Origin of the sequence: Flavobacterium sp. YO64 (assembly GCF_004119505.1) — a bacterium.
In the GTDB taxonomy this organism is placed as follows: domain Bacteria; phylum Bacteroidota; class Bacteroidia; order Flavobacteriales; family Flavobacteriaceae; genus Flavobacterium; species Flavobacterium oncorhynchi.
The window spans coordinates 52,050-73,784 of the sequence record NZ_NRQV01000008.1; the positions used below are offsets into that span (position 1 = coordinate 52,050).

A 21,735-nucleotide genomic window follows, 5' to 3' on the forward strand; every position below is an offset into this window, starting at 1 on the left:
TTCAAAAATAGAGGTTAATGATTAATAGATTGATTTTCATTTTATGTATCAATATTAATAAAAAAATAATTACTTGGTTCGATGAAGTATATTTTTTTTACTGTTTTTTTTCGGAATTAAAAGAGCGCAATTTTTGAAACGGAATTTTTAATAAATTTCTTAATTGATTGTTTTCTTCGGGCAGCATATGCGTGTCAACTCCATAAATTAACTCTTCTTTTGGTAAGGTGGTAAAAGTTCCAAATAGTCGGTCCCAAACAGAGAAAATATTACCATAATTACTGTCAGTATATGGCAGTACATAATGATGATGTACCTTGTGCATATTTGGAGAAACTATAAAATAGCTTAAGAAAACATCTAATTTATGTGGCAGTGAAATGTTGGCATGATTAAATTGTGTTGCAATTACAGATAATGTTTGATATAGAAAAACCATCCACATGGGACTGCCAACTACAAGAACGCCAAGAGTAGTAAATACAAATCGAATTACACTTTCTCCCGGATGATGTCTGTTTGCAGTTGTGGTGTCGATCCAAGTGTCTGTGTGGTGTATAACATGAAAGCGCCACAAAAACTTTATTTTATGTTCAATAAAATGTACTAAGTAAGCACCAATTAAATCTAACAAAAGCAGTCCAATAATGGTATAGAGCCAAATAGGAATTTCAGGCAGCCATTGTAGAATGCCAAAATGATTTTCAGTTGTCCAATTCGCTGTTTTTATTAGAATAAAAGCCAGTACAAAATTGACAACTATAGTGGTAAATGTCAGAAAGAAGTTAATTCCTGCATGCCGCCATTTGTGGTATTTCATTTGAAAAAGCGGAAAAGTATTTTCAATTACCCAAAAAAAAGTAATCCCGCCCACTAAAATTAAACTGCGATGCGATGAGGGAATGGTGCTGAAATAAGAAATAATTTCGTTCATAACAAATTGGTTTAAAAAGATTTGAAATGTTCTTTCTTAAAAAAAAGAGGAAACCAAATAATTGAATATCTGATTTCCTCTTAGAATTTGTTTTTTTAGTTGTACTATTTTTAAGCTTTTTTTATCAAGCTGATTATGAAAAGTAATACCCAAGCTCCTCCTACGGCAACAATAATCTGCCATAAAAGTCCGCCGCCGCCAATGCCGAGTTTGCCAGCAATCCAGCCGCCAACAAAACCGCCAATAATTCCAACGATAATATTACCAAATAAACCAAAGCCTGCACCTTTCCAAATCTGACCCGCAAGCCAGCCGGAAATTGCTCCTATAAGCAAGAAATATAAAAATTCCATAGTTTTAAAGTTTAATAGTTATACAAGTTAAATTATGCAGCGTCATGATTTTGCAATAACGATTTATAAATAAATCCAGCTACAATGGCACCTAAAATTGGAGCTGCCCAAAATAACCAAACTTGAGAAAGAGGCTCGCCGCCAACAAAAATTGCTTGCGATAATGATCTAGCAGGATTTACCGATGTATTTGTAATAGGGATACTAATTAAGTGAATAAGAGTTAAAGCCAGACCAATTGCGATCCCAGCAAATCTTCCGTTTGCAAACTTATCTGTTGCACCTAAAATTACTAACAAGAAGAATAATGTTAGAACGAACTCAGCTATAAAAGCAGATTGCAGTGAATAACCATCAGGTGAGAATGCTCCATATCCGTTTGACGCAAAAGCACCTGCTTGTGTATTGTTAATTGCGTTTCCTGCTTTTCCTGTCCAAATAATAAATAATGTTCCAGCAGCAGCAAGTGCACCGATACATTGCGAAATGATATAAGGTAAAAGGTCTTTTGCGGGGAATCTTCCGCCAGCCCACAATCCAAAGGAAACGGCTGGATTAAAATGTCCTCCAGAAATATGCCCTACAGCATACGCCATTGTTAATACGGTTAAACCAAAAGCTAAAGCAACGCCTGCAAATCCAATTCCTAGATTTGGGATTCCTGCTGCAAAAAGTGCACTTCCGCAACCTCCAAAAACCAGCCAATAAGTTCCAAAAAATTCAGCAAATAATTTTTTCATAATTAAATAATTTTAGATTAATAGATTTGATTAATATTGGGTGTATTGATATGCCCAAAAAATTAAAACAAACTGTAAGGGCAAACGTACAAATAAAATCCATTTTGGTAAACCAAAACTTGCTTTTTTATTTTGATACATATACAAATTGGCAGGAAAAATTGCAATTAATAATGCAATAATTCCCCAAGCTGCAATATGTGTCGAAAAAGAAAGTGTTAGCAGAATGCCTAATACTATTTCGGCGGTTCCGCTTAAAATATTTATTACTTTGGGGTTTTTGAATATAGGAGGTATAATTTTAATATACATTCCAGGATTTCTAAAATGATTTAGTCCTGCAAGTATATAAAGAATCGCCATCAAATATAAATGCCAAGGTAAATTCATGATAGATAGTAGTTTATCACGAATTTATAAAAAAATTAACAATTATAACATTACAAGCTGCTTTTTTTTAATGGTATATTAAAAGCTTATTTGCTGCGTTTAAAATTTACATTCATAATAATGATTGCTAGAATAATTAAAACAATTCCAATCCATTGAGAAAAAATCACTTTTTCATTCAATAAAACATAAGCCATCATTACAGAAACGGGCAGTTCTAATGCCGAAACAATACTGCCTAATCCAATTCCGGTTAACGGAAAACCTAAGTTTAATAACATAGGAGGGATGATAGTACCAAACAAAGCTAGAATGATTCCCCACTTAAAGAAAATATCAAGATTAAAAGAACCAGTCTGTGTAAAAAAAGCAAAGGAGAATATAATTACAGCACCGCCCAAAAGCATATATAAGCTTCGCTGAGCCGATGAAATTTCTGTAGCGACACGATTTGCAGTAAACATTGTTGTAGTAAAGGATGCAGCAGCCAGCACACCCCAAACAATTCCGCGCCAATCTAGTGCAATATCATTGTTGATGATATTAGTGGCTAAAACCGTTCCAACAAGGACAATTAAAACCGCAATAACTTTTTGTTTTGAAGGCAGTTTTTTTTCTAAAATCATTTCAAGTAAAACCCCCATCCAAACGGTTTGCATTAGTAGCACAATACCTATAGAAACTGGAATATATTTTACTGCCAAATAATAAAACAAACTTGTCATTCCTAATGATGTTCCCGCAAGCATTAAACTGAATATATTTTTTGATGAAGCTTTTACAACGGTTCCTTTATTTTTTGCTTTTTGAAAAGCATTTATAAGCAAGATACCAAGTATACCAAGTATAAATTGAGAAGTTGTAACTTCGGCCGTTGTGTATCCTTCAGTATAAGCCATTTTTACGAAAGTAGCTAACATTCCGTAAGTCGTAGCTCCTAAAGCAACTAAAAAAACTCCTTTTAATACATTGTTTTGTAACATCTTTATGATTTGTTTTAAAAAAATTAAGCGGGCAAAGGTAAGGTATTTTGTTTAGGAATTAGTAGAAAATATGCGCAAACGTTATCATTGAACCTGTTTTAGGTTTCTGTTTTAGTATTATTTTAAGGATTCTGCAGAAGAATATTTTTGACAGGAATAAAAAAAGTTCCCAAAGATTTGAACTTTTGGGAACTTTAATTGTTATTTCAAAAAAGGAATTTGAAAGTATTACTTTGTTGGTTGATTTTGATAAGTTTCAATTTCAAAAATTAAAGTTGCATTTGGCGGAATTACGCCTCCAGCTCCTTTTTCACCATAAGCTAAGTTTGAAGGAAGGAAGAAAATTGCTTTTTCTCCATCTGTCATCATGTCTAGAGCTTCGATAAAACCAGGAATCATACCGTCTTTTTTACCAACTGTAAAAGGAAAAGCCTTGTATCCGCCTTGAGCATCTCTGTTTGCGTCGTATTTGCCATAAGCTTTTGCTACACTGCTCATGCTGCTGTCAAAAAGACTTCCATCTTCAAAATAACCTGCATAATGAAAGTAAATTGAAGAACCTTCAGCCCCTTTTATACCAGTTCCTTTTTGTGTAATTACATATTTTAAATTAGAAGCTGTTGTAGTTGCTTTAGCTTTCGTTGCTGCAAAATAAGCAGCCTTATCTTTAATTACTTTTTGACTTTCGGCTTTTTTAGCTTCTTGTTTTTTAGCATCATCTGTAAGGACTTTTACAGCGTCAAATTTTTTAGCAGCAGCACCTTTACGAGTAATGGTAATTTTGGTCATAATATCGTCTTGAACAATCTTATTTACATTATCCATTCCAGACACGACATGTCCAAAAATAGTGTGTTTACCATTAAGCCATGGAGTTTCTTTATGCGTAATAAAAAACTGGCTGCCATTTGTTGCAGGTCCAGAATTAGCCATTGCAAGAACGCCTCCTTTTTCAAACTTTAGTTCTTCAACAAATTCATCTTTAAATGAATATCCAGGACCTCCAGAACCATTTCCGTCAGGATCTCCTCCTTGAATCATAAAATCATTTATAACTCTATGAAATTTTAAACCATCGTAAAATGGTTTTCCTTTAAGTCTCTCCACTTTTACATTAGGATTTTTTCCTTCTGCAAGAGAAATAAAATTAGCAACAGTTACAGGAGTTTTAACATATTCTAATGAAAGAACAATGTCTCCTTTTGTTGTAGAGATTGTAGCAAATATTCCCTCATCAGGGTTTGGTTTTGCAACAGGTTTAGCTGCGGGTTTTGCAGTCGATACAGCTGGCTTAGCAGCAGGTTTTGCGACTGGTTTTTTAGTGGTCTGCGCTTGAATATTTACAACCGCTAAACAAAATAAAAATAAAAGTTTAAACTTCATTGCATTTTAAATTTAAGTCAAGAAATATAATTACAAGTTTTATAATTATGGTTTTTCTAATAATTGAACTTCAAAAATAATATTTGCATTTGGTGGTATAACACCGCCGGCTCCAGTTTCTCCATATGCTAAATGAGCAGGAATAAAAAGTACTGCTTTGTCTCCAAATGAAAGCTGCTCGATACCTTCAATAAAACCAGGAATCATGCCGTCTTTACGACCTGCCTGAAAAGGAATTGGCTGATAACCTTTTGCTTCAGCTCTTGCTGCATCAAATTTCCCAAAAGCTTTGTTTACATCTTCAATACTTGAATCAAATAAAGTTCCATCTTCTAAGAAACCTGCATAGTGAATGTATATTTGAGCGCCAGTAGCTGGTTTTTTACCAGTACCTTTTTCAGTGATAATGAATTCTAAGCCAGAGTGAGTTTTTGTAGCTTTTGGTCTTAAAGAAGCGTAATAATCTACTTTTTCTTTTTGCACTCCCGCAAACTTACTTTTCTCTTTTGAAGCTTCTGCAAAATAATCATGAAGTACTTTTTCTGCATCAAATTTTTTGGCAGCTTCTCCATTTCTAACAATAGTAACAGAAACAATACTGTCGCCTTGTACCACTTTGTTTACTACTTCTTGACCTTTGTCGACAACATGACCAAAAATAGTATGTTTTCCGTCTAACCATGGAGTTTCAGTATGAGTAATAAAAAATTGACTGCTGTTTGTGCCAGGACCATTATTTGCCATTGCTAAAACACCAGCTTTGTCAAATCTCAAATCTGAAATTTCATCTTTAAATCTATAACCTGCATCTCCAGAACCAGTTCCTTCAGGGTCTCCGGTTTGAATCATGAAATTTTCTATAACTCTATGAAATTTTAAACCATCATAAAAATGTTTCTTTTTCAAGTAATCTTTGGTAACAAACTCATTTTTGCCTTCGGCTAAGGTTACAAAGTTAGCTACTGTAACAGGTGCTTTTTTATAATCTAATTCAACAATGATATGTCCTTTGTTCGTTTCAATATCGGCATATAAACCATCAGGCAGACTGCTGTTTTCATTTTTACAAGAGTAAAACGAAGCAGCGGTTAGTAATAATACTAAAATACTTTTTTTCATTTTTAAAATGTTTTTTTATGGGTTTATTGTATCTTTTTTTGGTGTAGCTGCCGGAGCTGCTGTTGTACTTTTTACAGTTTGTTTTGGAGCTGCTGCAGTTTTTGAAACTGCTGGATCAGGAACAAAATTACGAAGCGTAACAGTACAGATTAAAGGCTGATTTGTTCCTATTTTTTTATTATCACCATGATAGCCGTAAGCAATATGTGATGGAAATAAAAAGGTAACAGTTTCATTTTTTTTCATGTACTTGATTCCGTCACGTAATCCCATCATAATATCCTGTTTGTCTACATAATACGTCTGCGGGCCAAGATCAGCTTCTGAATAGATGATTTTACCATTAATGTCTTTTACTTCTAAATTAAAATAGGCAATATCACCTTTTTTTGGTGTAGCGGTATCAGTATTATTTTTTTCATCATAAGAAAACCAATATCCTTTTCTAGTAGCATAATACTTTACTTTTGGATTTGTTTTGATAATCTTTTTGATAACATCTTCTTCATTTGCAACCAGTTTTTTGTTTCTATCAGCTGATTTTTTCATAAAAGTACCCGAAGCTCTTGAAATTGGTTTTCGAGCTTCTTCGTGATGTTTACAGCCTGCCAGTAAAACAGTAAAAAGCAGTGTGTAAATACTAATTTTTAAGTAGTTCATACGGGGTTATATTTTTAGTTTACTTACTAAATCTTCAAACTTTTTAAGCGTTTCTTCCATTGTTGTTTCAGATCTTCCGCCAGCTGCGTTGCTGTGGCCTCCGCCGTTAAAATGGTCGCGTGCAAATTGGTTTACATCAAAACCTCCTTGTGAACGGAATGAAATTTTGATGATTTTTTCGTCTTTATTTTCTATAAAAATAGCTGTAAAAACAATACCTTTTATACTTAATCCGTAATTTACAATTCCTTCAGTATCACCCTTTACATAATTAAACGAATCTAATTCGTCTTGTGTAAGTGATGTATATGATGTTTGATGTTCTTCTAAAACTTTCATGTTTTGAAGTGCACGTCCTAATAATTGTAAACGACTGTACGAACTATTATCAAATAATAAAACTGGAATTTGAGTGTTCTCTACACCTAAATCAATTAATTCTGCAATAATTCGGTGTGTGTTTCCTGTTGTTCCTGGAAAACGGAATGAACCAGAATCCGTCAAAATTCCTGTATAAATGCAAGTTGCAATAGTTTTATCAATATCTTCTTTTTTGTTTAAAAAGGAAATGAAGTTATAAACCATTTCGCAAGTAGATCCGTACGAAGTATCAGAATAAGTATAAGCTGCATAATCATCAGGCTTTTGATGATGATCAATCATAATGAAAGGTGCAGTTAATCGAGCCAAAGTGTGCTCCATTTCTCCTACACGATGCAGGGCATTGAAATCAAGCGTAAAAATTAACTCGGCTTCTTCTAATATTTTGGTACAGTTTTCAGTATCTTTTTCAAAGATTTTAACGGTTTCTGAGCCTGGCAGCCAAGCTAAAAAATCAGGAAAATCATTAGGCGCAATTACAGTTGGCCGATGGTTATTTTTGAGTAAAAAATGATATAAACCTAATGTAGATCCCATAGCATCGCCATCTGGGCCTCTATGCGGAATTATTACGATTTTCTTTGGAGCGGCAAGCAACAATTGTATTGCTTGAATATCTTGTATTTTCATAGTGTGCGAATTTACATTTTTTTAATGTAATGTTGAAATCATTTTATAGATTAACACACTTTTATCAGTTGTTAGTTTTTGATCTTAATTTTTATTGTTAATGATTATTTAAAATATTGATAGGTAATAAATTAAAGCCATTTTTGGTACAGCTTATATTTAGCTCCTTTAACAATCTGCGATTTATAAATACCAATTGAACCTGAAGAAAAGTAAGCAATTGTACAGCCAAGCGCGATAAATATTCCCGGCTGAATGCCAAATAATTCCATTCCCATAATGGTGCAGGCGATAGGCGTATGGGTTGCTCCCGAAAAGACAGACACAAATCCTATTCCTGCTAAAAGAGCGATAGGCATTGGGATAATTAAAGATAAGGCACTGCCTAGAGTGGCTCCTACAAAAAATAATGGAGTTACTTCGCCGCCTTTAAAACCTGCTCCTAAAGTGAATCCTGTGAATAAAATTTTAAGCAAAAAATCATACCACTGACTTGGGTTTGAAAAAGAATCAACAATAACAGGAACACCTAGTCCGGAGAATTTAGTAAAACCAAATCCTGCAATTGCAATGGCTAAAATTGTTCCTCCAATAACAGGACGAAGCGGAGGATATTTGATGTTTTTTGAAAAAAGTGAACTCCAAAGATGGGTGCTTCTTGAAAAAAGTAAAGCTGCAAAACCTGAAAGAAGACCAATTAGTAAAGTATAAAAGATGTTCAAAATACTTAGTTCGGGTATTATAGGAATGCTGTAATGAGTATGTTTAATTTCCCAAAATTCTACCGTAAAATAAGCAGCATACGCTACAAGAAATGATAAGACTATGCTTTTAAAATTGATTTTACTGAAATATAAAACTTCTAACGCAAAAATTGCGCCTGCTAAAGGTGTTCCAAAAACAGAAGCAAAACCTGCACTGATTCCCAAAATTATTAGAATTCTGCGTTCAGAGTTGTCTAATTTGAAAATTCTGGTGAATTGATCGGCGATAGCGCCTCCCATTTGTACTGCAGTTCCTTCGCGGCCGGCTGAACCTCCAAATAAATGTGTAATTAAGGTTCCTAAAAGTACTAAAGGAGCCATTTTAAAAGGAATTATTTTTTTGGTTTTTCATATTCCTCAAGCAATAAATTATTGCCTTTTACCACAGATTCTCCCCAATAATAATAACTTAACCCAACTAATAAACCGCCAAATGGTAAAAGGAAGATAATCCAATCGTGCTTAATTCTAAATTGCGTAACCCATTCTAAAGAAACAAGAAAAAATGCAGAAGCAGATCCCGAAAGTATACCGATTAAGCTACAGATAAAAATCCATTTTAGAATGGAAAGCGGTAATTGTTTTAAGTTTTGGGAAGTCATTAATTGTGTTTGAATTTTCTCTGCCACGAATTTCACGAATTTTCACGAATTAATGTTTTTTTTATTAAAGAAAACAAAAGAAATCTTTTAAAATCCCTTAATCAGTGGCAAAACAAAAAAAATCAGTGGAAATTAGTGAAATTCGCGACAAAAAAACTATTGAACAACAGCTGTAAATTCAATTTCAACTAAATATTCAGGAGCAACTAATTTACTTATTTCATAAAAACCTGTAGTTGGTTTTACATCTTTAAAGAAAGCAGAATGTGCTCTTGCAACTTCTTCAAAAGTAGAAATGTTGGTAGTAAAAATTCGAGTTCTAATAACATCTTTCATTCCAACATTCAAATCTTCTAAAACTTTTTCTACACGTTCAAGAATGTTATAGGTTTGCGCATAAGCGTCGTCTGCTTTAACATTTTCGCCGTCAACAATTGCAACAGTGCCGGAAACTTCAATGATATTGCCAATTCTAACAGCGCGACAATATCCCATTTTGTCTTCCCACGGTGATCCTGTTAAGATATTTTCTCTTTTCATTTTGTGTGTTTTTTTTGAATTGCTTTTTGAGTTTTTAAAAACAAATTCAGGTTAATTAATGTGCTGCAATTTATAAAATATGCTTGGTAAAAAGAGTCGTAATTATTTGAAATCCCATTGATAATTATTGTTTTTTGTGATATTTTAAAAGGATAATTTCTAAACACTAAAGCGTTTTGTGCTCTTCATAAATGCGGAGTTTATTCTGTGTGCTGGTAAGATGCTGCTGTAAAATTTCGATTTTGTTAAGTAAGTGATAAATAGCATCAATTCCTTCAAAATTAATTTTTAGATCGTAATGCATACGAATCATTTTTTCAATTGCAGGCAGTTGTTCAGGCTGTAAATACTCTTCGTTTTCTTCGACAACAATTTCGACTAAGCCATAATTATGCAGTTCTTTTATAAAAGTATTTTCAATTTCGTTATACAAACAAAATTGTTTTATTAAGATTAAGCTTTTATTATTCATGATTTCTTAGTTTAGCTAATTCTGCAAATAATTCTTTTTCTTTTTCAGATAATTTAGTTGGTAACTTTAAAGTATAGGTTATATATAAATCACCAAACTGATTGTCTTTTTTATAAACAGGGAACCCTTTTCCTTTTAGTTTTACTTTGGTTCCGGGTTGAGTTTCAGGAGCTACTTTTATTTTTACTTTTCCGTCAAAAGTATTCACGTAAATTTCTCCGCCTAAAATAGCCGTGTATAAATCCAGATCAACATCGGCATATAAATTATTGCCTTCACGTTTAAAATCGGAGCTGTTATTGATTATAAAAGTAATGTACAAATCACCGTTTGGACCGCCGTTTGCTCCAGGCGCTCCATGATTTGGAATTTTGATAATCTGTCCGTTTTCAACGCCAGCCGGTATTGTAATTCGGATATTTTTACCGTTTACATTTAAGTTTTGTTTGTGAGTGGTATAGGCAGATGCTAAATCAAGCTGTAATTCTGCATTAAAATCCTGTCCACGATATTTTGCTTGAGCTCTTGAACTTCTTCCAGAACCGCCATACATAGAATTAAAGAAATCTGAGAAATCACTTTCTGAAAAATTACCTCCGCCAAAATCGGTATAACTTTGATTTCCGCCTTGCTGCTGTCTCGAATATTGCTGCTGATTTGGGTCATAACCTGCTTTCTCAAATTCATCGGCATGTTTCCAGTCTTTTCCGTACTTGTCGTATTTTTTACGATTTTCGGGGTTACTTAAAACCTCATTTGCTTCATTTATCTCTTTGAATTTTTGTTCCGCTTCTTTATCATTCGGATTTAAATCGGGATGATATTTTCGCGCCAGTTTTCTATATGCCTTTTTGATATCGGCATCAGTAGCAGATTTGGTAATGCCTAATATTTTATAATAATCGATATAATCCATTTTTTAGAATTTTATAATATTAAAAGAATTAGCAGCTTGGGTTTTTATTTTGGAAGAAGTTGTTTTTTGAAATTTTAGAATAACTTTTTTTAAAGTTTTGAAGTTAGTAATAAGTTGTTTACTATCAAAGAAATAATGTTAGTTTTTATTTGTGAAATGTAGGATTAATTTTGGTTGTGAATGTTTTATTGGATATTTGTTAGAGATTTTTGGCAGGTTTTTTGCTTCCAAAAATTAGCCTAATATATTGTTATAATAGTCTTAAAGTTGTCGCACCAAACTTATTTATATTATTTTTGTGATGCTTGACTTACGATTTTATAAAAATTTTAAAGCCGATTCGATAACACCTTTTCAATGAAGCATCTTTTATTTTTCATATTATTTTTTACAGCTGTAACAGCTTCAGCACAGACTGAATTTGGAGGCAAGATGAAGCCAATTCCGGCACCTAAGTTTGGCGCAAAGAAAAAAGAACCAATTCCGCAAGTCAAAAATCCTCAGGCAGAAACTGCAGATGTACCTAGTATAAAAGCTCCAAATATTTTTGAAAATAAAAGTATAACGCCAACATCTCAATTCCAGATCGGACAAGAAAAAAGTAAGTTCACAATGTCTACAGAAACCGATTTTGCTAATCCAGGTGATCAATATGTGGCAAAAATGGAAAAAGATATAAACAAAGCTTTAAAAGATGCTGGTTTAAGAGAAGGTCGAGGAACATTGGTCAAGAAAAATATTTCCTTGGGAGATTTTAGAACCAAGTCAGAGTATTTTATTGTGAAATTCCGTGATTTTGGTGCTATTGACGGCGATTTAGTAAAAGTTTCTTCTAATGATAAAGTAATTAGAGATCAGATATTTTTAGATTCTAATTTTAAAGATGTAAAAATCGATCTGGTAAACGGTTTCAATAAATTAGATTTTGAAGCTCTAAATATTGGTTCCCTAGGAGGAAATACCGCCGAAATTAGAGTATACGACGATAAAGGCCAATTAGTAACCAATGATTATTGGGATAATCTGGCAGCAGGTTTTAAGGCTTCGATTATTGTTACAAAAGAGTAGCGCTGTAAGCGCTAGGCTCAAAGCAGCAAAGGTTCAAAGGGACAAAGTTTTATACTTCGTTTGCCTTTGAACCTTTGCTGCTTTGAGCCTTTGAGCCTTTTAGCCTTTGAACCTTTTCTTAAAATGGATCTGCCGTAACTCTAAACTTCATTTCGGCTTTTATTGTAACATCTTTTGTAAGCGTTTCTTTTAAGGTAACCTTAGTTCTGATTTTATATTTATCTGCCTTGATGTATTGATCTAATTTTTTATCAGTGCAAATTAAATCAATCGTGTTTGTTGTTGCATTTATATTATCCTGATACGCTAATTCTATTTCATCAGAATCTGTTGTTGAAATGTATAGATGAACAGATTTTAGGAAAGTAAAAGTTTTGTCTGAAGGATCTGAAATAGCCAATTTTAATGATCTAAGTTTTACATCTTTTACTAAACTTGCTTTTGTTTTATTGTTTTCAAATTCTGCCGAAGAATTGGTGGTTACCTCTGGAGTAATTATTTCTGATGGAAGATTGATTGGCGATGTGCTATTAATTTTAATAGAAGTTTCATTTGATATATTAAAACTTAGTAAATCGTCAACAGCATCGCAAGAAGTTAGTGATACGGATAATAAAAGGGCAATTGCAATAAATTTTGATTTCATATTTAAAATTAGTTTGGGCTTTTCGGTAGATACGAAATATTTTGGTTTTTGGATTTTTTGTTTTTAGGTTCAAAGATGCAAACGTTCAATGGAACAAAGCAAATATTTTTCACAAAATTATAAACCTCTGAATCTCTGTTACTCTGAACCTTTGAGCCTAAAAATCGGAACGTTGAAAAAAAATATTTATTTTTCAACGTTCCGATTTTTCAATTTCGAATATAAAAAGTATTTTTGCGCATGCAACACAACGTACTTATTTTAGATTTCGGATCGCAATATACTCAGCTTATTGCGCGTAGAGTTCGCGAATTAAATATATTCTGCGAAATTTTCCCATACAATCACTTTCCTAGTGATTTATCAGCTTACAAAGCAGTAATTTTAGGCGGAAGCCCATTTTCTGTTCGTGCAGAAGATGCTCCACATCCTGATTTATCTCAAATTAGAGGTAAACTTCCAATGCTTGCCGTTTGTTACGGAGCACAGTATTTAGCTCATTTCAGCGGTGGAGAAGTAGCAGCTTCAAACACTAGAGAATACGGTAGAGCTAATTTATCTTATATAAAAGAGAATGAAGTTTTCTTTGAAGGCGTTTCAGAAAACAGCCAAGTTTGGATGAGCCACAGTGATAGTATAAAAGCACTTCCAACAAATGCTGTAAAATTAGCAAGCACACATGACGTAGAATTTGCCGCTTATAAAATTGAAGGCGAAACAACATACGGAATTCAATATCATCCAGAAGTTTTCCATTCTACAGATGGATCAAAAATGCTGGAGAACTTTTTAGTAAAAATTGCCGAAGTTCCTCAAAACTTTACACCAAATGCTTTCGTTGAAGAAATGGTGGGAGAATTAAAAGAGAAATTAGGAAACGATAAAGTAGTTTTAGGATTATCAGGCGGAGTAGATTCTACAGTTGCTGCGGTTTTATTAAACCAAGCAATTGGTAAAAATCTTTACTGTATTTTCGTAAACAATGGACTTTTACGTAAAAACGAATTCCAAAGTGTATTAGATCAATACAAAGGAATGGGATTGAATGTAAAAGGTGTTGATGCGGGAGATCGTTTTCTTTCTGAATTAGCAGGAATCAGCGATCCTGAAACGAAACGTAAAACTATTGGACGTGTATTTATCGAAGTTTTTGATGATGAATCTCATTTGATCGAAGATGTAAAATGGTTAGCGCAAGGAACTATTTACCCAGACGTAATCGAATCTGTATCGGTAAAAGGACCATCGGCAACTATTAAATCACACCATAATGTAGGTGGATTGCCAGATTATATGAAATTACAAATTGTAGAACCGCTTAGAATGTTGTTTAAAGACGAAGTTCGTAGAGTTGGAGCTACTTTAGGTATAGATCCTGAATTATTAGGAAGACATCCTTTTCCAGGACCAGGATTATCAATTAGAATTTTAGGAGATATTACTCCAGAGAAAGTACAAATTTTACAAGATGTAGATGCAGTATTTATTGAAGGATTAAAATCTTGGGGATTATATGACAAAGTTTGGCAGGCTGGAGCAATTTTGCTTCCTGTAAACAGTGTTGGTGTAATGGGCGATGAGCGTACTTACGAAAAAGTAGTAGCGCTTAGAGCTGTAGAATCAACAGATGGAATGACTGCTGACTGGGTTCATTTACCTTACGATTTCTTGATGAAAGTGTCAAACGACATTATAAATAAAGTAAAAGGTGTGAACCGTGTGGTTTACGATATCAGCTCAAAACCACCAGCAACAATTGAGTGGGAATAGTATTGTTTTTCAAATTAAGGCGTTACATTTGTAACGCCTTAATTTTTTAAACCTACTATTTATGAGGGAATTTTTAACGATTTCTCTTGTGTTTGTTTTGTCTTTTAACAAAATAACTGCACAAGACTCAATTATTGAACACAAAATTCAAAAGGGAGAAACTGCTTATTTTATAGCCCAAAAGTATAAGGTTTCTGTAGATGAGATTTACAAACTCAACCCCGAATCGCAAAATGGAATTCAGGATAATCAGATTATTAAAATCCCTGTTCATTCTGAAGAAAAAACAAGACCAGACCAGCAAATTACTCATATTGTTGGTGCAAAAGAAACTCTTTTTGGCTTATCAAAACAATACCATGTTTCTGTAGAAGCTATTCAAAATGCAAATCCAATTCTTGTCAACGGACTTCAAATAGGCCAAGAATTAAGTATTCCAAATTCTTCAAATCTTTCAAAAACAGAGAATGTAAGTTCTTCAAAAGCTGCACATTTGGTTGCGGCCAAAGAATCGCTGTTCAGTATTGCCAGACAATACAATGTTTCAGTCTCTGATTTAGAAAATGAAAACAAGGATTTGTTGCAAAACGGATTGCAGATTGGGCAGTCAATTGTAATTCCAAACAAGCGAAAAACTTTAGATGGAAGAGTTCGTGTTATCAATCAGGAAACTGTTTTTCATTTGGTTGAACCAAAAGAAACTAAATATTCAATTGCAAAAAAATATGGAATTTCTATAGATCAATTAGAATCGCAAAATCCTGAAATTGTAAACGGATTAGTTGTTGGAAATAAGTTAGCTGTTAATACAAAAGAAGTTAAGCCAAAAAATGAAAATGAGGAACTGATGCTTGCTTTGGCCGAAAAAGAAGTTGTGGTTGAAAAAACTAAAGCTAAAACGGTAGAAATTACTGATTTAAAAGACAGACTTGTTATTCAAAAAGAGATGAATCAGAAGATTATTAAAATTAATGATTTAAAGGTTAATTTGAATGATATGAATGGTTCAAAAGAAAATTCAGTCGAAAAATTGCGATTGGTTTTGGAGGCTAACAAAAATGTTCAGGATGTTTTAATGGCTAAGTTGGATTCACTGGTAAATACGATGAATAGTGATTTGGTTGAATTAAAGCGAATGGATATTTTGAATGTTGATGAATCAAAACGTTTAGAAAAGCAATCTTATGCGAGTATTTCGCAAACAAGTGAATTATCGTCACAGTTAAAAAAAGAACTAGCTGAAAATCGAAAAGCTTATGCGGGTTTGATGAACAAAGTTGAGAAAATTGCTGTTGAAGAAAATCAGGAGTATAAAAAGAAAATCCGCGAAAGCGAAAAAAATAACAATGTATCATCTATACAGCAAAGACTTTCGGTCGAGGAGGTAAAACGTTACAAGATTGAGCAGGAAAAAGGAGATGCACAAAATCAATTACTGATTGCAAAAATAGATTCGCTTTATACTCAGAAAAAAATAGAAGTAAAACGTCATATTAGTAAAGCAACTTATTATAGCATGGAAGCTAGAAAATTTGATGATAAACTGGCGCTGGTAAAATTGAAAAAGTATCAAGATGAAGCAGTTAAAAAGTCAAATTTTGCAGGTGTTTCAAAAGTAGTTTCATTAGAAGAAATGAAGCGTGAATTGGAAGAAAACCCGCTTAAAAGTGACAAAACAGTAAAAGTTGAAGTTTATGATAATCTTCGAGAAGTTTCAAACGGCTATTACTTAGTTTTAGGTATATTTACAGACGCAATGCTGCGTGATAAGTTTATTATGAAACTCATTGATTCTGGCGATTTTAATGCCAGCTTTTTCTTTAATATAAACAGTCTTTCGTATTATGTTTACTCAGATAAGTTTAAAAATATGGAAGAAGTTTTGTATCAATGCAAGAAAAAAGAAGAAGATGAGTTATATAAGAACATTATTATTGCAAAATTAGAAGTTGATCTTAGATAATAACGGCAAGATTTAACAAGTGGCTTGAATCTTGTATAAAAGAAATTATTATCTTGTTAATTGAATTAGAAATTAAATTGTTTTAAGCCATATTATGAAGTATTTTTCGACCTTATTATTCCTTGTTTTTTTTGTAACCTGTTCTGCTTTTTCTCAGGAGAAGGTAGTAAAATATACTGTTTCGAGTGGAGAAACAATAAATCAGATTGCACAGAAATTTAAGGTTACGCCTTTTGATATTTACGAATTAAATCCAGATGCAAGAAGAGGTTTAGTACCCAATTCAGTTTTATTAATTCCTACAACTGCTGTTAAAAGTGCGGTAAAAACTACAACTGCTGCGGTAAAAACGACCGAAAGTTCAAAAGAAATTATTCATGAAGTACAGCCAAAAGAGACGTTTTACAGCATCGAAAAAAAATATAATATTTCTGATGAAGCATTAAAAGCCGCAAATCCGTTTCTTGAAAAAACAGGCGTGCAAATTGGTCAGAAATTAGTAATTCCTGCAAAAGGATCTGCTTTAAAATCTGCAGTTGCCGCAGATAAAAAAACAAAAGAAAAAGTACAAGTACAAGAAAAGTACGTATACCATGATGTTCTGCCAAAAGAAACTAAATATTCTATTGCAAAACAATATAAAACTACGGTTGAAGATTTAGAAAAAAGAAACCCAGATATCGTTTCAAATCTGCCAGTTGGATATCGATTAACGATTAAAGGAACAGCTCCTAAAACGGAAAGTACTGCTGCAAATGTTACTAAGCATGAAGAAGTTAAAAAGCCTGCCGAAACTGCAAAAAAAGCAGTCAGTTACATGGATTATCAGGTAAAACCAAAAGAGACTTTTTACAGTTTATCAAGAACATTTCATTTATCGCAAGAAGAATTAACGGCACTTAATCCTGCACTTTCAGAAGGTGTAAAGGAAGGTATGGTTTTAAAAGTTCCAACAGGATATTTAGCGCCGACTCCAATTATTGCACAACAACAGCCAGTTGAAAAAGTGCTGGAAAATAAAACATCTGGTGGAGGAATACAAATTGTAGACAAAGTAAAATCTGAAACTGTTTCTGTAAATCCTGAAATAGTAGAGTTAAGTAAAAAAAGAAGTCAGGGTGATCGTAAAAAAGTAGTTTTATTACTGCCGTTTAATTTGGCTAAATTACAAAGCGATACAACTGGAACTGCTTCACGTTTGAAAACGGATAAATTTCTAAATATGACACTTGATTTTTATTCAGGAGCAATGATGGCGATCGATTCAGCGAAAGTTTTAAAACTTCCAATTGATGTTTCGATTTATGATTCGCAGGAAACAAAAACAACGTCAAATATTTCAAGTTTAATTCCAAAACTGCAAGATGCCGATGCTGTTGTGGGACCATTTTATCAAAATAATGCCGAATCTACTGCTAATACATTAAGATTGTATAATGTACCGGTTATTTCGCCTTTATCAAAAGATGCTGCGAACCCAATCGAAAATTTATATCAAACTATACCGTCAAATGAGGTTGTTCGAAATACTATTTTCGAGTACATGCGTGCTAAAAATGGTAATATTGTTGCTGTTGTAGACAAGAAAAAAGAATCAGTTATTAGTTATATTAAACAAAATCAAAAAGGAGTTGTTTTTGCAGCTTTGACTGATGCAGGAGGTTTAGACGCTGCAAATTTAAAAAGCTTATTACTGCCAAACCGAATGAATTATGTTGTGATGGAAACTGGGAATACGGCAATGATAAAAACAACGATTAAAGCGTTATTGGATGCACAAAAAACGTGTCAAGTTCAATTGGTAATTTTAGAACCAAACAGCACACTTGATACAGATGAGATTAGTTTTGACAATTTGGTAAAACTTAAATTAATGTATCCATCAGTTACTCGTGACAGCGATGATCAGGCGGTTTCAATCTTTAAGAAAGAGTATAGATTAAAAAATAAAATCTATCCAAATACATATGCAACAAGAGGTTTTGATGTAACTTTTGATACGATGATGCGTTTGGTTCAAGGAAAAACATATCAAGAAACAGCAGATTTAATGACTACACAACAAGTGGAAAATAAGTTTCAGTTTTATAAAAAAGAAGATGGCGGACATGCTAATAAAGGGGTCTACATTTTATATTATGATTCAGACCTGACTTTAAAAACCGCAAATTAATACTAGTTTTAATTCAGTAAGTAGATGTGAAAGTTTACTAATTATTTAATTTAGGATATAGAATAAAAAATCCGTGCTGCTTTTTTGCAACACGGATTTTTTATTTGTGATTTTTTAAAAGAATCGGGATATAGATTATCGTGACAGATTAAAAATGGTATTTTTGTATCTCAAAAATTAAAATAAATTGATGGTAAAAATAAACCACGAACAGTCATTTTTAATAGAAGATATATTATTTTCTTTTGCTTTGAAAGCAGAAGCTGCCGACGTTTTTGAAAGATGTAATACGGTTATGACCGGAATTGGGAAGGTGAATGCTGCTTACGAATTGTCGAAAGTTTTGCAGCATAAAAAGCCTTCATTAATTGTTAATCTTGGATCCGCCGGAAGTAATTTTTTTAAGAAAGGTGATATTGTCTGCTGTACGAAATTTATACAAAGAGATATGGATGTTCGAGGTTTAGGATATGATCTCTACGAAACTCCATTTTCTGGTCTGCCGACCGTTTTTGAATATGGCTTAAAAATGGATGGTTTACAGGAAGGAATCTGTGGAACTGGAGATAGTTTTGAAATGGGACATTCTGAGGTTTTGTATAATGTTGTAGATATGGAAGCTTATGCATTGGCTCTTATTGCTATGAAAGAAGGTATTCCGTTTTTATGTTTAAAATACATTTCGGATGGCGCGGATGATAATGCAGCAGAAGACTGGCTGGTTCAGGTTCATAAAGCAGCATTGGCTTATGGAAAACTTTTTAAATTAGGATTAGATCAGTAATCTCTAAAATAACTAAAAAACATAAAAAAAAAGAATTAAAATAATTGTAAAACAATACTATGACATCAAAAGTAACTTATTTAGGTGAATTAAGAACAAAATCAATACATGTGCAATCAGGAAGCGAAGTTATCTCTGATGCGCCTGTGGATAATTTCGGAAAAGGAGAGGCGTTTTCTCCAACAGATATTGTTGCAAATGCTTTAGCAAGCTGCATGATGACGATTATGGGAATTAAAGCTCGTGATATGGAAGTAGATCTAATCGATTCGACTGCCGAAGTAACTAAAATTATGAATGCAGAACCACGTCGTATTGGTGCAATCGAAATTGTTTTTGAAATGAACGGTGTATCTGATGAGAAAAACAGAACTATCCTAGAGCGTGCAGCGATGACATGTCCGGTTTTATTTAGTTTAAATCCTGAAATTGAAAAACGAGTTACTTTCAACTGGAAGTAATTTTTTATTCGCATAAAAAAAGCCATTCATTGTTGTGAATGGCTTTTTTGCTTTTGTATATTATTGTCCTTTTTCAGGTCTTAAATCCTCTAAAATTGGAGTAGTTATACTTTTAAGTTCTTTTTGCAGCGTCTCATTTTTTTGCTCAAAAATTACAATATTGTTTTTGCCTTTTTTAAGCCAGCATCCAGGAAGGTATAAAGTTTGCTGCGGTCCAACGCTCCAATAACGGCCAATGTTGATTCCGTTTACAAATACAATTCCTTTGCCCCAATCACGCATATCTAAAAAGGTATCTCCTGTTTTGCTAAGTGTAAAAGTTCCTTGATATAAAGTAGGACGATTAATTTTACCTGAATTTTTATAAGCTGTCAAATCTGGTTCTTGGCTCATAGGCAATTTGTACATTTCCCAATCGCCTGTAATAGTTTGACCATTAATAATAACAGGGCTTATAATTCCTTTGTTGTTTTCATTGATTTGAGAGCCATAATTAATACGTCCCATGTTTTCGACTACAATATCTAGAGTAGCATTGAAAGGAACTTCGATTTCGCAATCGTATTTTTTATAGTATCGGTTTAATTCGGCCACTTTTTTTCCGTTAACGTAAACGATTGCATAATCACGTAATCCTTTTAATTCCAGTTTTCCGCTGATTGGCTGTGTGAATTTTTTACTGTACCAAACGTATCCATCGCCTTGATTTAATTGCTCAAAAGTTTGCGGAGTATCTTCGTATACTGGGCTTATTTTTGCTTTTAAATCAGCTAAATCAACTGTTTTTGTTAATACTATTTTCGGAATTTCGATAATTGGCATTTTTTCTGGAACGGCAGGAGTTTCACTTGTTTTAAGCAATTCTCTTAAAGCATTGTATTTAGGAGTTGCCCATCCTGCTTCACTTATAGGAGCGTCATAATCGTATGACGTCATATCAGGTTGAATATCGTGTTCTTTGTCGTAATTAGCACCAGAAGTGAATCCAAAATTAGTGCCGCCATGAACCATATAATAGTTGAATGAAACCTTATTGTCTAGGTATTTTTTAGTCTGACGAGCGGTTTGCTCTGGTTTTTGCGTTGGGAAAGGCTCTGCCCAATGATCTAACCAGCCTGGATAAAACTCGGCAACCATATAAGGTCCTTGACCATTATTAAATTTATTTACAACTTCTTTTAATTTTGTAATATCACTTTCTCCATTTGCAGTTGGTAATGCGCCTGGTAATGCACCGCCTTCAAATAACCAGCTTCCGTCTGAAGTGAAAAAAGGAACTTCAAAGCCAAGGTCTTTTAATTGCTGAAATACGGCTGCGCTGTATTTTTTATGTTCTTCTAAAGGAACATCTTTTCGCTGTGCAACATACGAACCAAATTCGTTTTCACCCTGAACCATGATAATAGGGCCGCCTTTGGTAATTTGTAAATCTTTAACTTGATTGTATAACTGTGTGAAGTAAGCTTTAGTAGCTGCCAAATATTCTTTGTTGTTACCGCGAATAACCATATTAGGTACATTCTGCAAGAAAAAAGGGTAACCGCCAAATTCCCATTCAGCACATACGTACGGACCTGGGCGAAGAATTACAAATAATCCCTCTTCTTGAGCTGTTTTTATATATTCTGCTAAGTTTTTATTTCCTGTTTTAAAATCCCATACACCAGGAGCAGTTTCATGATAATTCCAAAACACATAAGTAGCAACGGCATTTAATCCCATAGCTTTCATCATTTTTAGACGATGGCGCCAATATTGCTGTGGAATACGCGAATAATGCATTTCACCTGAGTGAATTTGTATTGGTTTTCCATTCAATAAAAAATCTCCTCCGCTTATAGCGAAAGTTTGTTTTTGCTGTGCCGATGCAGAGAGCAGTGTAAAAAAGGCAAATAGGAGGGTGTAGTAAACTTTTTTCATTTTTCAAAGTAATTAAAAATCTTTTTAATAAACAAAAGAGCGCTATAAAATTGCGCCCTCTTGCTTCTACTAACTAACCAATA

At 33.4% G+C, this 21,735-nt stretch carries 20 protein-coding genes and 1 pseudogene; 6 read left to right on the top strand and 15 right to left on the bottom strand.

Going from position 1 to position 21,735, the window contains the following annotated elements; all coding sequences use genetic code 11:
- Positions 1–97: 97 nt before the first annotated feature.
- The 13 genes and pseudogenes from BOW57_RS07530 to BOW57_RS07590 form a co-directional block, all read right to left on the bottom strand.
- Positions 98–934, bottom strand: coding sequence for a sterol desaturase family protein (locus BOW57_RS07530; protein ID WP_129053608.1), 837 nt, complete (start codon positions 932–934; stop codon positions 98–100).
- A gap of 110 nt (positions 935–1,044) precedes the next feature.
- Positions 1,045–1,287 carry a GlsB/YeaQ/YmgE family stress response membrane protein gene (locus BOW57_RS07535; RefSeq protein WP_089055158.1) on the bottom strand — a complete coding sequence of 81 codons (243 nt, stop codon included), beginning with the start codon at positions 1,285–1,287 and terminating at the stop codon, positions 1,045–1,047.
- 32 nt (positions 1,288–1,319) lie between these two features.
- Positions 1,320–2,027: an aquaporin Z gene (aqpZ, locus tag BOW57_RS07540; protein WP_129053609.1), complete on the bottom strand. Its 708-nt coding sequence runs from the start codon at positions 2,025–2,027 to the stop codon at positions 1,320–1,322.
- Between the two features lie 30 nt (positions 2,028–2,057).
- On the bottom strand, positions 2,058–2,417 hold the full coding sequence (locus BOW57_RS07545; RefSeq protein ID WP_129053610.1) for a DoxX family membrane protein: 360 nt from the start codon (positions 2,415–2,417) through the stop codon (positions 2,058–2,060).
- An 86-nt stretch (positions 2,418–2,503) separates the two neighbouring features.
- Positions 2,504–3,400, bottom strand: coding sequence for an EamA family transporter (locus BOW57_RS07550; RefSeq protein WP_129053611.1), 897 nt, complete (start codon positions 3,398–3,400; stop codon positions 2,504–2,506).
- A gap of 228 nt (positions 3,401–3,628) precedes the next feature.
- The gene (locus BOW57_RS07555) at positions 3,629–4,783 is read right to left on the bottom strand and encodes a peptidylprolyl isomerase (protein WP_129053612.1); all 1,155 of its coding nucleotides are present in this window, start codon (positions 4,781–4,783) and stop codon (positions 3,629–3,631) included.
- Between the two features lie 45 nt (positions 4,784–4,828).
- Positions 4,829–5,902, bottom strand: a complete 1,074-nt coding sequence (locus BOW57_RS07560) for a peptidylprolyl isomerase (RefSeq protein WP_129053613.1) — start codon at positions 5,900–5,902, stop codon at positions 4,829–4,831.
- Positions 5,903–5,917: 15 nt separating this feature from the next.
- Positions 5,918–6,562 (bottom strand): gliding motility-associated peptidyl-prolyl isomerase GldI, encoded by a 645-nt coding sequence (gene gldI, locus BOW57_RS07565; RefSeq protein WP_129053614.1) that lies wholly within the window; start codon positions 6,560–6,562, stop codon positions 5,918–5,920.
- Positions 6,563–6,568: 6 nt separating this feature from the next.
- The gene (locus tag BOW57_RS07570; protein WP_129053615.1) at positions 6,569–7,573 is read right to left on the bottom strand and encodes a bifunctional oligoribonuclease/PAP phosphatase NrnA; all 1,005 of its coding nucleotides are present in this window, start codon (positions 7,571–7,573) and stop codon (positions 6,569–6,571) included.
- A 131-nt stretch (positions 7,574–7,704) separates the two neighbouring features.
- Positions 7,705–8,939, bottom strand: a pseudogene (locus tag BOW57_RS07575) (voltage-gated chloride channel family protein).
- Between the two features lie 156 nt (positions 8,940–9,095).
- Entirely contained in the window at positions 9,096–9,479 is a 384-nt protein-coding gene (locus BOW57_RS07580) for a RidA family protein (protein ID WP_089055150.1), read from the bottom strand.
- A gap of 166 nt (positions 9,480–9,645) precedes the next feature.
- A complete protein-coding gene (locus BOW57_RS07585) occupies positions 9,646–9,951 on the bottom strand; it encodes a chaperone modulator CbpM (RefSeq protein ID WP_089055149.1) in 306 nt (101 codons plus the stop codon).
- A complete protein-coding gene (locus BOW57_RS07590) occupies positions 9,944–10,867 on the bottom strand; it encodes a DnaJ C-terminal domain-containing protein (RefSeq protein WP_129053616.1) in 924 nt (307 codons plus the stop codon). The genes BOW57_RS07585 and BOW57_RS07590 overlap by 8 nt, the downstream gene beginning before the upstream one ends.
- Before the next feature lie 357 nt (positions 10,868–11,224).
- Here BOW57_RS07590 and BOW57_RS07595 point away from each other — a divergent pair, with 357 nt between their 5' ends.
- Positions 11,225–11,935, top strand: coding sequence for a hypothetical protein (locus tag BOW57_RS07595; protein ID WP_129053617.1), 711 nt, complete (start codon positions 11,225–11,227; stop codon positions 11,933–11,935).
- A gap of 118 nt (positions 11,936–12,053) precedes the next feature.
- Here BOW57_RS07595 and BOW57_RS07600 read toward each other — a convergent pair whose 3' ends face one another.
- Positions 12,054–12,581 (bottom strand): hypothetical protein, encoded by a 528-nt coding sequence (locus tag BOW57_RS07600; RefSeq protein WP_129053618.1) that lies wholly within the window; start codon positions 12,579–12,581, stop codon positions 12,054–12,056.
- Positions 12,582–12,821: 240 nt separating this feature from the next.
- On the opposite strand from BOW57_RS07600, the gene guaA reads away from it, so the two are divergent.
- From guaA to BOW57_RS07625, 5 genes are all read left to right on the top strand, one after another.
- Entirely contained in the window at positions 12,822–14,351 is a 1,530-nt protein-coding gene (gene guaA, locus BOW57_RS07605; RefSeq protein WP_129053619.1) for a glutamine-hydrolyzing GMP synthase, read from the top strand.
- A 61-nt stretch (positions 14,352–14,412) separates the two neighbouring features.
- Positions 14,413–16,314: a LysM peptidoglycan-binding domain-containing protein gene (locus BOW57_RS07610; protein ID WP_129053620.1), complete on the top strand. Its 1,902-nt coding sequence runs from the start codon at positions 14,413–14,415 to the stop codon at positions 16,312–16,314.
- A 94-nt stretch (positions 16,315–16,408) separates the two neighbouring features.
- Entirely contained in the window at positions 16,409–18,487 is a 2,079-nt protein-coding gene (locus tag BOW57_RS07615) for a LysM peptidoglycan-binding domain-containing protein (protein WP_129053621.1), read from the top strand.
- Between the two features lie 190 nt (positions 18,488–18,677).
- On the top strand, positions 18,678–19,271 hold the full coding sequence (locus BOW57_RS07620) for a 5'-methylthioadenosine/S-adenosylhomocysteine nucleosidase (RefSeq protein ID WP_129053622.1): 594 nt from the start codon (positions 18,678–18,680) through the stop codon (positions 19,269–19,271).
- Between the two features lie 59 nt (positions 19,272–19,330).
- On the top strand, positions 19,331–19,732 hold the full coding sequence (locus BOW57_RS07625) for an OsmC family protein (RefSeq protein ID WP_129053623.1): 402 nt from the start codon (positions 19,331–19,333) through the stop codon (positions 19,730–19,732).
- Positions 19,733–19,792: 60 nt separating this feature from the next.
- Here the strand turns inward: BOW57_RS07625 and BOW57_RS07630 are convergent, their stop codons facing one another.
- A complete protein-coding gene (locus tag BOW57_RS07630) occupies positions 19,793–21,652 on the bottom strand; it encodes a beta-galactosidase family protein (RefSeq protein WP_129053624.1) in 1,860 nt (619 codons plus the stop codon).
- Between the last annotated feature and the right edge of the window lie 83 nt (positions 21,653–21,735).

Bases quoted from the DNA above. Each gene is read 5' to 3' on its own strand.
- BOW57_RS07530 (WP_129053608.1), bottom strand. From the start codon at position 934: ATGAACGAAATTATTTCTTATTTCAGCACCATTCCCTCATCGCATCGC.
- BOW57_RS07535 (WP_089055158.1), bottom strand. From the start codon at position 1,287: ATGGAATTTTTATATTTCTTGCTTATAGGAGCAATTTCCGGCTGGCTT.
- aqpZ (WP_129053609.1), bottom strand. From the start codon at position 2,027: ATGAAAAAATTATTTGCTGAATTTTTTGGAACTTATTGGCTGGTTTTT.
- BOW57_RS07545 (WP_129053610.1), bottom strand. From the start codon at position 2,417: ATGAATTTACCTTGGCATTTATATTTGATGGCGATTCTTTATATACTT.
- BOW57_RS07550 (WP_129053611.1), bottom strand. From the start codon at position 3,400: ATGTTACAAAACAATGTATTAAAAGGAGTTTTTTTAGTTGCTTTAGGA.
- BOW57_RS07555 (WP_129053612.1), bottom strand. From the start codon at position 4,783: ATGAAGTTTAAACTTTTATTTTTATTTTGTTTAGCGGTTGTAAATATT.
- BOW57_RS07560 (WP_129053613.1), bottom strand. From the start codon at position 5,902: ATGAAAAAAAGTATTTTAGTATTATTACTAACCGCTGCTTCGTTTTAC.
- gldI (WP_129053614.1), bottom strand. From the start codon at position 6,562: ATGAACTACTTAAAAATTAGTATTTACACACTGCTTTTTACTGTTTTA.
- BOW57_RS07570 (WP_129053615.1), bottom strand. From the start codon at position 7,573: ATGAAAATACAAGATATTCAAGCAATACAATTGTTGCTTGCCGCTCCA.
- BOW57_RS07580 (WP_089055150.1), bottom strand. From the start codon at position 9,479: ATGAAAAGAGAAAATATCTTAACAGGATCACCGTGGGAAGACAAAATG.
- BOW57_RS07585 (WP_089055149.1), bottom strand. From the start codon at position 9,951: ATGAATAATAAAAGCTTAATCTTAATAAAACAATTTTGTTTGTATAAC.
- BOW57_RS07590 (WP_129053616.1), bottom strand. From the start codon at position 10,867: ATGGATTATATCGATTATTATAAAATATTAGGCATTACCAAATCTGCT.
- BOW57_RS07595 (WP_129053617.1), top strand. From the start codon at position 11,225: ATGAAGCATCTTTTATTTTTCATATTATTTTTTACAGCTGTAACAGCT.
- BOW57_RS07600 (WP_129053618.1), bottom strand. From the start codon at position 12,581: ATGAAATCAAAATTTATTGCAATTGCCCTTTTATTATCCGTATCACTA.
- guaA (WP_129053619.1), top strand. From the start codon at position 12,822: ATGCAACACAACGTACTTATTTTAGATTTCGGATCGCAATATACTCAG.
- BOW57_RS07610 (WP_129053620.1), top strand. From the start codon at position 14,413: ATGAGGGAATTTTTAACGATTTCTCTTGTGTTTGTTTTGTCTTTTAAC.
- BOW57_RS07615 (WP_129053621.1), top strand. From the start codon at position 16,409: ATGAAGTATTTTTCGACCTTATTATTCCTTGTTTTTTTTGTAACCTGT.
- BOW57_RS07620 (WP_129053622.1), top strand. From the start codon at position 18,678: ATGGTAAAAATAAACCACGAACAGTCATTTTTAATAGAAGATATATTA.
- BOW57_RS07625 (WP_129053623.1), top strand. From the start codon at position 19,331: ATGACATCAAAAGTAACTTATTTAGGTGAATTAAGAACAAAATCAATA.
- BOW57_RS07630 (WP_129053624.1), bottom strand. From the start codon at position 21,652: ATGAAAAAAGTTTACTACACCCTCCTATTTGCCTTTTTTACACTGCTC.